The following is a 12170-nucleotide window of genomic DNA, read 5'->3' as shown; positions in this document are numbered from 1 at the left end:
CTTAACCTCTACGCAATTTGCGCTTTCCTTTTGTTTTTCGCTCTTTAAACGGCATTGCTAAAGATGCGAATTCTTTCATCGCTCGACGGTAAACATCTCGCTTGAAAGATACAACTTGTCGAACTGGGTACCAGTAACTCACCCAACGCCAACCATCAAACTCAGGTGTGCTTCCACGCTGCATATTGATATGCGATTCATCGCAATCTAAGCGTAAAAGAAACCACTTCTGTTTTTGTCCAATACAGACAGGTTTAGAATCCCACCGAACCAGTCGTTTGGGTAGCTTATAGCGTAACCAATGACGACTTGTCGCGACGATCTTTACATCCTTTTTAGTAAGGCCAACCTCTTCATACAACTCGCGGTACATTGCCTGTTCCGGAGTTTCACCTTCATCTATTCCCCCTTGAGGGAATTGCCATGAATGTTGCCCGTATCGTTTAGCCCAGAAGACCTGACCATGGTTGTTACAGATTACAATACCAACATTTAATCGGTAACCATCGCCATCTATCACTGGCCAACCTCTATCTAAATTTTTAATTACACTGATTTTTCCACATATCCCCAATCGGAGCAAACTTAGTGACGTGACAAGCGCTATATTTATGAATAATAACTACGAATATGGATAAGTTTTGCTCAAATCTTAGTTACCCACACAAGAGTGAGACATAGACCACATTTATTCACCTTTTCTGTGAATAACTATGTGAAGAATTACCCGCAATCGTTTTTTTTAATCCATAGATTTATCAGGACCAAAAACAAAAAACCACCAAACGACAACAAAAACAATTAAAAATCAAACAATTAAAGTAAAGCCATCAATTTTAAAAACATGGAAAAAGAAAAAGATCTTTTAAAAACCATCCATGGTTAAAGATCAACCACTCCGATGTTTATCCACACTAGTAAGTGAAAGATTCATTTCAAACCCTATTTAGCAAGCATTTTATCCCCTGCAAACCCCTGTTTATTTATCCACTAAATTAATATTTCAATTAATTACCTTTATGTCCTGTGGATAACCATGGGTTTGATCCCTTTTCTAGCAAGGCGATCATTTCTTAACCATTCGTCATATGGTGATAACTTCTGGTAAAATCATTTTTTTGATCATGCCTTTTATTATGAAACCAGAACCACAAACACAACAAGAGCTGTTAGACAGAGCATATGCTATTGCAGGAATGACCTTCAAAAAGCTCGCCGATGAAGCCAATATGGTTGTACCAAACGACCTAAAGCGAGATAAAGGCTGGGTTGGACAACTATTGGAATGGCACTTGGGTGCGCCAGCTGGCAGTAAACCAGAACAAGATTTTGCCAAGCTCGGGATCGAGCTAAAAAGTATCCCGATTGGTTATTCAGGGAAGCCACTCGAAACCACCTTTGTTTGTGTCGCGCCATTGATGGGCGTGCAAGGCATAACGTGGGAAACCAGTCACGTTCGAAACAAGCTGTCTAAAGTGTTGTGGATCCCGGTAGAGGGAGAAAGAGAGATCCCACTGGCAGAAAGGCATGTAGGATCCCCTTTATTGTGGACACCAACCCAAGCGGAAGACGAGATCTTAAAAAGGGATTGGGAAGAGCTCATGGAGCTGATCGTGTTAGGTAATGTTGAACAGATAACAGCAAGACACGGCGAAGCACTGCATTTGCGACCAAAAGCCGCCAACAGTCGAGTGTTAACAGAAGCTTACGGTGCAAGTGGAAAACCAATAAAGACCAAACCTCGTGGTTTCTATCTACGAACTCAATTCACCCACAGATTGCTGACAACCCATTACGCATAGAAAGCCATTACGCATAGAGGTTTTATCTAGCATAGATAGGCTAAAAGATCAGTACGTTATAAACCGTCTCAATTTAGAAGTAATTTCTCACTACAACGCTCGTTAAAAATACTCTCTAATGAGGTTTGAGCGCCAGTTCAATATCGCAGTAGCTTTGGTTGGGTTCATTACCAAACTCATCATACGCGTTGTGCAAGCGAAGGTAGGCCTTTTCAAAGCCGAGCCGGAGTAATTCCTCTTTCACTTGATCCAAGGATCCAAAGTGAAGCGGCTCGCCGTCTTGCTTTACCGGTTCTAGCTTGTGTTTGTACTCCACCGCCAGTAAATATTCTGAGATATCAGAGCAACCAATAACGTACACTTTCGGTGTCTGATAAGAGTCTTTGTGCTCTCCATGTAACCACATGTCTAATTGATGCTTCTGCATAGTCAGCCTCCCTTGCTCTATAAAGCTTAGCCGAACTATTTACCTTTACTAGATAACGACTTAAAAAAGCAAAAAAAGAGAAGCAAGAGCTTCTCTTTTTTGGCCAGTTCTAGTTCAAAAATTTGCATTTTCGACGCCATAACTATCGCTGATGTTTATCTTGTGGGGTGAAAGGCGCTATCACCCCACAAGATTACGTCGGTATTCGCGCGCTTAAGACTCGACGAAGATGACGAACTCGGCGCTCAATCGTGACGACTTCAGGCTCAGAAAAACCAATTGGTCGACCATCGGCTTCAAGGCCAATATCTCTCAATAAATGGGTGTTGTTCCATGGTAGATCATATGAACTACGACGAACTTTTCGTTGCCATTCACGCTCTTCACGACGAAGGTCTGCACGGATAAGAACTGTTGCTAGTTTTAAATATACTGAGTGACGCATAATAACTCTCCAGTTGTGGAATAAACTGAGGAAAAATAGCGTTCTAGATAGTATGAGGGCTTCTCACTTAGCTGCTATTTTTCCGCAGCCAAATAAGGGTACGGATCTATTAGTTAGGTTTATCTTGGGTGTTTCGATCGGCCATGGCTGATGTGTGTGACATATCAGTCACCATGTCAGTACACGGATCAAACGACGCGCAAATATGCTGTATAAAATCGAAATGTTTCATTTGCGCCTCCAAGCTAACTAAAAAATCCAAAAAGAAATGGGGTAGTAAAAGCAGACAAGTCTTTGTTAAATCGTTGCTTTCACGGTTAAAGTCTAACCAAGTGAGTATATTATTCAACCGATAATTGGTTAACATTTTTAAAACAATGCATTCGCCTAAAATATCAGTTGCATATTCATTTACATATAACATATTCACTATGATTATATAAAATCACAGCATATCTATCTTAGGGCTCTCTCTATAGAACAGCGGACTATCCTTCAGAAACAAAAAAGCCACGTATGATACGTGGCCCTTGAATTTTCACTCACCGGATAGAGTCAATGAATAGAACGTTCTAAACAACGCCCTCAGATATAAGACCATGTTTATTGAGTAAGCGGTACATAGTTGCGCGTGAAACTCCAAGCTCCTTAGCGGCCAAAGACACTTGACCACCATAAGATTCCAACACAATGAGTAAAGCATCTCGCTCTGAACGTTCACGTATACTTTTCAGACTGCGGCGTTCATCATTCTGTTTTGGTAAATCCAGTTGATGATCCTCAATGATGACAGCATCAGACATCAACACAACACGCTTAATCTGATTCATCAATTCACGAACGTTGCCAGGCCAATGGTAGCGACTCATCGAGCGGATAGCATCGTCTGAGAAGCTCTTCGCTTGCGCATTAAACTCTTTTGAGTACTCACGCAGAAAATGATTCGCTAGCACTGAAATATCACTCACACGTTCTTTTAAGCTAGGAACATGAATACGCAGAACATTGATGTAATGATAAAGCTCTTCATTGAAGTCGCCCTCGATCAATGCCTTTTCAATATCAGAAGAGTTAGCAGCCAAAATGCGAACATCAACCGACTTAGCTCCCTTCGTGGTTTCAATTTTCCCTTCTTGTAAAAAGCGTAAAAGGTTCAATTGTTGATTACGAGGCATCGCTAGGACATCGTTGAGTAAGAGGGTTCCGCCATCGGCTTCTTCCAACATACAAGGCGCTGCCGTTGCTGGGGCTGAAATACCAAACATCTCAGTCTCTATCCTCATTTCAGATAGAGCACGGCAATTCACAGTTAAAAATGGTTTCTGAGCTCGCGATGAATTTTGATGAATGGAACGTGCAATTGTCTCTTTTCCTGTCCCACTCTCACCGTAAATCAAAATACTGACATCTGTGGGGCCAATTCGCTTGACTTGGTCTCTCAAGCGTTTCACCGCCACAGAATCACCGAGTAGGCCCATATTGTTGTTAATACCGTAGTTTGGCCATACTTTCTGCTCAAGTTTGAGCATACCCAGTTGATGACCAATGGTACTCAATAGCTGAGCATCAGGGATTGGTGCCGTGAAAAAGTCGATACAGAAGTTAACGATAAATTGGCAGATTGTATCTGAGCTCAATTGCGATTCACGGATAAAAGCAAGCCATCGAACTTGCTTGTTGTTGCTCACGAGGTTAGCGATACCATTAAGGCTAAACTCATCATGACTAAGATCCACAATGCCAATGCAGGGGCCAATATCAGTAATTAAGGCATCGGCTTTTCGTAAATCTGCACACTGGGTACATTGCCAACCCACTTGTTCTAACACTGATAACCAGGGTTCGTACGCACCACCAACGACGATAAGAGAACCTGGTAAGGAATCCATCTTAAATTGAGTTCCCATCCTTCTTCCTTATTCTGTTTTTATTTTTTTCAATCAGGCTAACACGAGTTAAACGAATCATACGGGTACAAAGTTGCCGCAAGATCGTATTCAGATCCGATACGTATAGTAATGAGACTATCTTAGATTTTTTGTCTCAATGGTAAGACTATGTCATAAATAATCATTTTTCGAATCAAGAGTGCGGTACGAGCTAGGTTTTGACGCTAAAAACCGAAAAAGCCACCCGAAGGTGGCTTTTAAATTACACGGGCAGTAACACCCCATAAGCGAAAATTACGCTTGTGGGCGCATTGCCGGGAACAAGATCACGTCACGGATTGTGTGGGTGTTAGTAAATAGCATCGCTAGACGATCGATACCAATACCTTGACCCGCTGTTGGCGGTAGGCCGTGCTCTAGTGCAGTAATGTAGTCAGCATCGTAGTACATAGCTTCGTCATCACCCGCGTCTTTTGCGTTAACTTGTGCTTTGAAACGCTCGTCTTGGTCTTGTGCATCGTTAAGCTCAGAGAAACCGTTCGCTACTTCACGGCCACCGATGAAGAACTCAAAGCGGTCTGTGAAGAATGGGTTGCTGTCGCTACGACGAGCCAGTGGAGAGATGTCCGCTGGGTAACCCGTGATGAACGTTGGTTGAATTAACTGAGGCTCAGCCGTTTCACCAAAGATCTCTTCAAGAAGCTGACCACATGTCCAGAACTTCTCAACGTACAGACCCACTTCTTCTGCAATTTTAACCATCAATTCTCTGTTCTGAAGATCATCTTCAGTCAGAGCTTGAATGTTTGCATTTTCAGGTGTGTAGTGTTTGATTGCATCGAACATGCTCATGCGAGCGTAAGTGCCACCGAACTCAACTGTTTCGTCACCGTAAGGCATAGAAGTAGAACCAAGAACGTCCATCGCCGCTGTGCTTAGCATCTCTTCCGTTAGATCCATTAGATCTTTGTAGTCAGAGTACGCTTGGTAGAATTCCATCATTGTGAATTCTGGGTTGTGACGTGGAGAAAGACCTTCGTTACGGAAGTTACGGTTGATCTCGAATACACGGTCAAAACCACCAACTACTAGACGCTTAAGGTAAAGCTCAGGTGCAACACGTAGGTACATGTCGATGTCTAGTGCGTTGTGATGAGTGATGAATGGACGTGCTGTTGCACCGCCTGGGATCACGTGCATCATTGGCGTTTCAACTTCTAGGTAGCCTTTTGAGCTCATGAAGTTACGGATTGAAGACACAAGCTTAGAACGCACGATGAATGTGTTACGAGAGTCTTCGTTCACGATTAGGTCAACGTAACGCTGACGGTAACGCATTTCTTGGTCAGTTAGACCGTGGAACTTCTCTGGCAGAGGACGAAGTGCTTTGGTTAGCAATTCAAACTCTTCCATGTTCACGTAAAGGTCGCCTTTACCAGACTTGTGAAGCGCACCTTTAACACCGATGATGTCGCCGATATCTAGGCCTTGGTACTTCTCTTTCAGTACTTTTTGAACGTCTTTCGCTGCGTACGCTTGGATACGACCAGAAGTTTCTTGAATCGCTAGAAATGGACCACGCTTCGCCATAATACGACCTGCGATCGCAACGATGTGGTTAAGCTCTTCTAGCTCTTCCTTAGTCTTCTCACCGAATTCCGCTTGAAGATCGCCAGCTAGGTGCTCACGACGGAAATCATTTGGGTGACCGTTAGCTTTGCAGTTTTGGCGGATATGATCCAGCTTGCTACGGCGCTCAGCGATTAGTTTGTTCTCTTCAGGTGAAGAAGCTTCTTGTGCATTTTCGTTTTGAACAGCATCAGTCATTTGAGATGTACCCTGCTTTTATAATTTGGACAGCTATATTTTTGAAAATATAGGCATTTTTACCAATATTATTGGTAAAGCTTAATAGTTGATAAAGCTTACAGACCTGATTTCAGGCTAGCTTCAATAAACTTGTCTAAGTCACCGTCAAGAACCGCTTGAGTATTACGGTTTTCGATGCCGGTGCGTAAATCTTTGATACGTGAATCATCCAGCACGTAAGAGCGGATCTGACTGCCCCAACCGATGTCTGATTTCGTTTCTTCGCTCGCTTGTTTTTCAGCATTTTGCTTTTGAATCTCAAGTTCAAAAAGCTTAGCACGTAGCTGCTTCATCGCTTGATCTTTGTTCTTATGCTGCGAACGGTCATTCTGACACTGAACCACGGTGTTAGTTGGAACGTGAGTAATACGTACCGCCGATTCCGTGGTGTTTACGTGCTGACCACCAGCGCCAGAGGCACGGTATACGTCAATACGTAGGTCAGAAGGATTAATGTCGATCGTAATGTTGTCATCAATCTCAGGATAGATAAACGCAGAAGCAAATGAAGTATGACGACGACCACTTGAATCAAATGGTGACTTACGAACTAGACGGTGAACACCAGTCTCTGTGCGTAACCAACCGTAAGCGTACTCACCAGAGATACGTACTGTTGCGCCTTTAAGGCCAGCAACATCGCCATCAGACACTTCGATAACTTCAGTCTTGAAGCCTTTCGAATCTGCCCAACGCAAGTACATACGCAACATCATTGAAGTCCAGTCTTGAGCTTCTGTACCGCCCGAACCTGACTGTAAATCGATGTAGCAATCTGATGCGTCGTGATCACCAGAGAACATACGACGGAATTCCAATTTCTCTAACTTAGCTTCAAGCTCAGCTAGTTCTGGCTCAATTTCATCGAACGTTTCTTGATCTTCTTCTTCAACCGCAAGCTCTAATAGGCCATCAACATCCTCAACACCTTGGTCAAGTTGGTCGATCGTTTCTACTACCGCTTCCAATGCTGAACGCTCTTTTCCTAGCGCTTGAGCACGCTCAGGTTCGTTCCATACATCCGGTTGTTCTAATTCTGCGTTTACTTCTTCTAGACGCTCTTTCTTTGCGTCATAGTCAAAGATACCCCCTCAGGATATTTGTGCGCTCAGACACATCCTGCAGACGGTTTTTTATAGGATTGATTTCAAACATTTTAGCTCATCATTTATGAGTAGAATTTAACCGGAGAATTGTACTCAAAAGTGTGACGGAGATACAGAATTTTTTAGAGTGGTACACCAAGATTCAATAACTTAATCGGATATAAAATTGACGGGCAGAAAAAACACGTAAAATTTGTAAGGCAATAAAGGAAAACAAGCCCTGTTTTTGAACAGAGCTTGTTGGATTAGGTACTAAATGATGAACCTCATTCAGTGAACGATAACGCTATTTGGCTTCAACTATTTCGCTTCGATATGATCAATCATCAACTGCAACGATTGATTGCCACGAAACTCGTTAATATCAAGCTTAAACGCAAGATGTACCGTTTTCACTGAGGCATCAGGCCAGCGACGTAGGTCAACATTAAAGGCAATACCATCAATCATCACATTGGTCGGGTGGCCTTTATACAATGGCTCAAGCATTAACTTTAGGTGCTTTTCACCCACTAATTTTTGATGCAGAACTTTAAACTCACCATCAAAGATGGGCTCAGGGAAAGCTTGTCCCCACGGACCACCTGAACGCAATGTTTCAGCGGTATGCATTGAGAACTCTTCAGGTAGCAGCTCACCATCAGACAAGATAATGCCCTTAAGTGCCGTCTCACCGAGTTCTTTACGCACAACGTCATCAAACATCTTGCTGAATCGCTCGAAGTCTTTTTCCATAATGGTTAACCCGGCTGCCATTGCGTGACCACCAAACTTCAAGATCAGGCCAGGGTTTTGAGTGTCGATTCTGTCTAGCGCATCGCGCATGTGCAAACCTGGAATCGAACGACATGAACCCTTAATGCTACCTTCACCACCATCAGCAAATGCGATCACTGGGCGGTGATATTTGTCTTTGATACGCGAAGCTAGAATACCAATTACGCCTTGATGCCAATCACGTTGAAACAGAGCCAAACCAGAAGGCAAATCGTCTTTACCAAATTCAAGGCGCTCACAAAAAGCCATCGCTTCTTGTTTCATGCCCTCTTCGATCTCTTTACGTGTTTGGTTCAAGCCATCTAACTCGCTGGCCATTCGACGCGCGGCATGGATGTTATTACTCATTAGCAGCTCAACACCAAAGGACATGTCATCCAATCGGCCAGCCGCATTGATACGTGGACCAAGCGCAAAACCAAAATCGGAGGCAACTAAACGCTTAGCATCTCGCTTAGCAATTTCAATCAAGGCTTGAATACCCGGACGAGCTTTACCCGCACGAATGCGTTGTAGCCCTTGGTGTACCAAGATTCGGTTGTTTTCATCAAGTGGTACCACATCCGCAACAGTACCCAGTGCCACTAGATCAATCAGTTCCATCAACTTGGGTTCTGTCATTCCGTGTTGAGCAAACCAGCCCAACTTACGCATATGAACACACAATGCCATCATCAGGTAAAAGGCGACACCCACACCGGCTAGCGCTTTTGAAGGAAATGCGCAGCTTTCTAGGTTGGGATTGACCATTGCATCTGCAATCGGTAATTCAGAACCAGGCAAGTGATGATCAGTAACCAGTACATCAAGGCCTTTCTCTTTAGCAAAGCGAACACCGTCAATTGAAGATACACCGTTGTCGACTGTCATGATCACTTCAGCACCAAGTTCGATCGCCTGTTCGACAACCTCAGGGCTCAAGCCATAACCATCTTCAAAACGATTGGGGACCAGATAATCAACATTAGAGCTGCCCAACATTCGCAGAGCAAGCACAGACAACGCGGAGCTTGTCGCGCCATCGGCATCAAAGTCACCAACAATGATGATGCGCTTTTGCTGCTGAATGGCTTTGAACAACAATTCAACCGCAGCATCAATACCGCCCAGTTTTTGATAAGAGTGCAAACCTTTCGCAGCTGTCTCTAGCTGGTCAGCACTGTCGATTCCGCGACTCACATAAATGCGCTTTAACAAGTCAGGTAAGTGAGCAGGTAAGACTGAAGTGTCGACCTCAGGACGGCGTTGGATCTCTATCATATAAAAATGGGCCTGATATCAATCAGGCCACTCCTTAAATCAAAAACAGGGGGGAATAATAGGTAATAAAAAAATGAAGATTACTGCTCTAAACGCTGAATAAGTTGCGCCGGAGGTAAGTAACCACTCACCAACTCACCACTTGCTAGCACGATAGCCGGAGTGCCATTGATGCCAAGCTCACGACCGAGTTGGTATTGTTTGGCAATGGTCTGCTTTTGCTCTGCTAGGTCTTTACCAGACGCTGGCATTTGACGATTGACTTTAGCATCATGCATAGCTGTTTTTGGATCGTCAGACGCCCAGATTGCCGCCATTTGATCGGCAACTTGTCCTGTCGCACCTTGGCGTGGGTAAGCCATGTAACGAACGGTGATACCCAGATCGTTGTAGCCTTGCATTTGGCTGTGCAGACGAACACAGTAGCCACACGTAATGTCAGTAAATACCGTCACAACGTACTTTTCGTTATCTGCTTTGTATTCGATAACCGTATCCGACATCGCTGCGACTTTTTCAGCATTCAGTGGAGCTTGACGCTCAGCCAAAACATCACTGAACTTACCGTTTTCATCCAAAGAGTAAAGTGTACCGGCTAGAAAGTGATCGCCCTCTGGAGAAGAAAAGATAATGCCGCTGTTGGTTTGAACTTCTAAAAGACCATCGATATCCGAAGGAACAATCTTATCGACCTTAATACCGATTTTTTCAAAACGCTTAGTTAACGCAGCTGTATCAATAGCTTGAGCTGGAGCAGCTTCTACGGCTGTTGATGTTGTTTCTACTTTCGCTTCTGATGCATTACATGCAGTAATCATGAGAGGAAGCGCTAGTAGAGGAAGACGGCGTAATACGCTCATTAGGTTCACCTTAAAAATAAATGGATTTAAGCACGTGGGTGATGCTGAGCGTGAATTTGCTTCAGCCTTTCAGTCGCCACGTGAGTATAAATTTGGGTGGTCGATAAGTCACTATGTCCAAGCAACATCTGTACGACCCTGAGATCGGCACCATAGTTCAGTAAATGAGTGGCAAAAGCATGTCTCAATACGTGTGGTGACAATAGATCCGTGTCGATACCAGCGATAACCGAATAATGCTTGATACGATACCAGAACGTTTGACGAGTCATTTGCTTCGCGCGTTTACTCGGAAAAACCACATCCGAGCTGTTATCACCGAGTAATTGTGGGCGACCTTGTTCAATAAAAGTCTCTATCCAATCGACGGCGTTTTCGCCCATTGGCACCAAGCGTTCTTTACCGCCCTTACCGATCACACGCACCACACCTTGCCTTAGGCTGATGTTTTCCATGGTCAGGCTAACGAGCTCAGTCACACGAAGTCCAGTTGCATAGAGTAACTCAAGCATCGCCTTATCGCGAAGCTCGATTGGATCGTTTGGATCTGGCGCTTCAAGCAGCGAATCCACTTGCTCTTCACTCAAATCTTTTGGCAAGCGCTTCGGCAGTTTTGGACTGATCAACAGCGCACTAGGATCGTCGGCTCTTACTTTCTCGCGGTGTAGATATTGAAACAAGCGACGAATGGCCGACAACATACGAGCACGGGAAGTCTGCTTAAAGTCAGCATCGGCTAACCAACCTTGATAATCCTGTAGTCCTGAAAGACTAATAAAATCGAGGCGGTAATTGTTCTTTTCCATCCACGTTAGAAGCTTAGACAGGTCGGTACGGTACGAGACAAGCGTATTCTCCGATAATCCTCGCTCCATCCACATAGCATCTAAAAACTGTTCTACTAGACCGTGGTCTGCGCTCTGCCCTTGAGGCGACTGCATAGTGTTACTCACAATATTGGAAACTGTTTTGAGAGTATGCCAGAGCAAATATGAATGCCATAAAAATTACGACTTGAGCGGATAATCGCTGCAATCGAAGTCGATTTATGGTTAGAATTCGCCATCTGAAATTAAAATTGAACGTTTGCTATGAAAATTGGATTATTTTACGGCTCAACCACCTGCTACACAGAAATGGCAGCAGAGAAAATTCGCGGCATTATTGGTGAAGACCTAGTTGATATCCATAACGTGAAAGAAACCCCTCTTTCATTGATGGCGGACTACGATCTTTTACTGCTCGGTATCTCAACTTGGGACTTCGGTGAAATCCAAGAAGATTGGAATGAACTGTGGGAAGACATTGCAACCACGCCAATGAAAGGCAAGGTTGTAGCGCTGTTTGGTTTAGGTGACCAAGAAGGCTACGGCGAGTGGTTCTTAGATGCGATGGGTCTATTGCATGATGAGCTGAAAATCGCTGGCGCAGAGTTTGTCGGTTTCTGGCCAAACGATGACAGCTACGAGTTCGAAGCGTCTAAAGCTCTCACTGAAGACCAATCTCAATTCGTTGGTTTGGCGCTTGATGAAGATTCACAATACGAACTTAGCGACGACCGTATCGCTAGCTGGGTTGAACAAGTACTGGTTGAGTACAGCGAAAAGCTATAACCAAACAGAAGTACACTCAGCTAAGTTACTAAGTAGCGAAGTAGCGAAGTAGCAGAATATTAAAAGATCACAGAATACAAAAAGGCCTCATTACTGCGAAATAATGAGGCCTTTTCTATTTC

At 44.0% G+C, this 12170-nt stretch carries 11 protein-coding genes; 2 read left to right on the top strand and 9 right to left on the bottom strand.

From position 1 onward, the window contains the following. Nucleotide 1: 1 nt before the first annotated feature. Nucleotides 2–520 (bottom strand): RNA pyrophosphohydrolase, encoded by a 519-nt coding sequence (gene rppH, locus OCV30_RS02885; protein WP_009848435.1) that lies wholly within the window; start codon nt 518–520, stop codon nt 2–4. A 616-nt stretch (nt 521–1136) separates the two neighbouring features. Here rppH and mutH point away from each other — a divergent pair. Beyond that, nucleotides 1137–1802, top strand: coding sequence for a DNA mismatch repair endonuclease MutH (gene mutH / locus OCV30_RS02880; RefSeq protein ID WP_141678312.1), 666 nt, complete (start codon nt 1137–1139; stop codon nt 1800–1802). A gap of 115 nt (nt 1803–1917) precedes the next feature. On the opposite strand, the gene OCV30_RS02875 is transcribed toward mutH, so the two are convergent. The 8 genes from OCV30_RS02875 to xerD form a co-directional block, all read right to left on the bottom strand. Then, nucleotides 1918–2229 (bottom strand): DUF6482 family protein, encoded by a 312-nt coding sequence (locus OCV30_RS02875; RefSeq protein WP_009848433.1) that lies wholly within the window; start codon nt 2227–2229, stop codon nt 1918–1920. Between the two features lie 193 nt (nt 2230–2422). Then, nucleotides 2423–2674 (bottom strand): hypothetical protein, encoded by a 252-nt coding sequence (locus OCV30_RS02870; RefSeq protein WP_004735015.1) that lies wholly within the window; start codon nt 2672–2674, stop codon nt 2423–2425. A 572-nt stretch (nt 2675–3246) separates the two neighbouring features. Continuing rightward, nucleotides 3247–4581 carry a cyclic-di-GMP-binding transcriptional regulator VpsR gene (gene vpsR / locus OCV30_RS02865; protein ID WP_009848431.1) on the bottom strand — a complete coding sequence of 445 codons (1335 nt, stop codon included), beginning with the start codon at nt 4579–4581 and terminating at the stop codon, nt 3247–3249. 276 nt (nt 4582–4857) lie between these two features. Then, nucleotides 4858–6390, bottom strand: a complete 1533-nt coding sequence (lysS, locus tag OCV30_RS02860; RefSeq protein ID WP_009848430.1) for a lysine--tRNA ligase — start codon at nt 6388–6390, stop codon at nt 4858–4860. Nucleotides 6391–6488: 98 nt separating this feature from the next. Then, a protein-coding gene (gene prfB / locus OCV30_RS02855; RefSeq protein ID WP_100208942.1) for a peptide chain release factor 2 occupies nt 6489–7587 on the bottom strand; the annotation gives its coding sequence in 2 pieces (ribosomal slippage) (nt 6489–7511 and nt 7513–7587; 1098 coding nt in all). Between the two features lie 251 nt (nt 7588–7838). Continuing rightward, nucleotides 7839–9575, bottom strand: coding sequence for a single-stranded-DNA-specific exonuclease RecJ (gene recJ / locus OCV30_RS02850; RefSeq protein ID WP_012603262.1), 1737 nt, complete (start codon nt 9573–9575; stop codon nt 7839–7841). 80 nt (nt 9576–9655) lie between these two features. After that, complete coding sequence (locus tag OCV30_RS02845; protein WP_065680309.1) at nt 9656–10435, bottom strand: thioredoxin fold domain-containing protein; 780 nt, start codon at nt 10433–10435, stop codon at nt 9656–9658. A 26-nt stretch (nt 10436–10461) separates the two neighbouring features. Further along, nucleotides 10462–11376 (bottom strand): site-specific tyrosine recombinase XerD, encoded by a 915-nt coding sequence (xerD, locus tag OCV30_RS02840; RefSeq protein WP_009848426.1) that lies wholly within the window; start codon nt 11374–11376, stop codon nt 10462–10464. A 150-nt stretch (nt 11377–11526) separates the two neighbouring features. Between xerD and fldB the strand changes: the two genes are divergently transcribed. Beyond that, nucleotides 11527–12048, top strand: a complete 522-nt coding sequence (gene fldB / locus OCV30_RS02835) for a flavodoxin FldB (protein ID WP_009848425.1) — start codon at nt 11527–11529, stop codon at nt 12046–12048. Nucleotides 12049–12170 lie beyond the last annotated feature (122 nt).

Origin of the sequence: Vibrio atlanticus (assembly GCF_024347315.1) — a bacterium.
Lineage (GTDB): Bacteria > Pseudomonadota > Gammaproteobacteria > Enterobacterales > Vibrionaceae > Vibrio > Vibrio atlanticus.
This window is presented reverse-complemented; position numbering and strand designations above follow the sequence as displayed.

Excerpts from the sequence above, each read along its gene's own strand:
- xerD (WP_009848426.1), bottom strand. The coding sequence starts at position 11,376 with ATGCAGTCGCCTCAAGGGCAGAGCGCAGACCACGGTCTAGTAGAACAG.
- OCV30_RS02870 (WP_004735015.1), bottom strand. The coding sequence starts at position 2,674 with ATGCGTCACTCAGTATATTTAAAACTAGCAACAGTTCTTATCCGTGCA.
- vpsR (WP_009848431.1), bottom strand. The coding sequence starts at position 4,581 with ATGGGAACTCAATTTAAGATGGATTCCTTACCAGGTTCTCTTATCGTC.
- fldB (WP_009848425.1), top strand. The coding sequence starts at position 11,527 with ATGAAAATTGGATTATTTTACGGCTCAACCACCTGCTACACAGAAATG.
- mutH (WP_141678312.1), top strand. The coding sequence starts at position 1,137 with ATGAAACCAGAACCACAAACACAACAAGAGCTGTTAGACAGAGCATAT.
- OCV30_RS02845 (WP_065680309.1), bottom strand. The coding sequence starts at position 10,435 with ATGAGCGTATTACGCCGTCTTCCTCTACTAGCGCTTCCTCTCATGATT.
- lysS (WP_009848430.1), bottom strand. The coding sequence starts at position 6,390 with ATGACTGATGCTGTTCAAAACGAAAATGCACAAGAAGCTTCTTCACCT.
- OCV30_RS02875 (WP_009848433.1), bottom strand. The coding sequence starts at position 2,229 with ATGCAGAAGCATCAATTAGACATGTGGTTACATGGAGAGCACAAAGAC.
- recJ (WP_012603262.1), bottom strand. The coding sequence starts at position 9,575 with ATGATAGAGATCCAACGCCGTCCTGAGGTCGACACTTCAGTCTTACCT.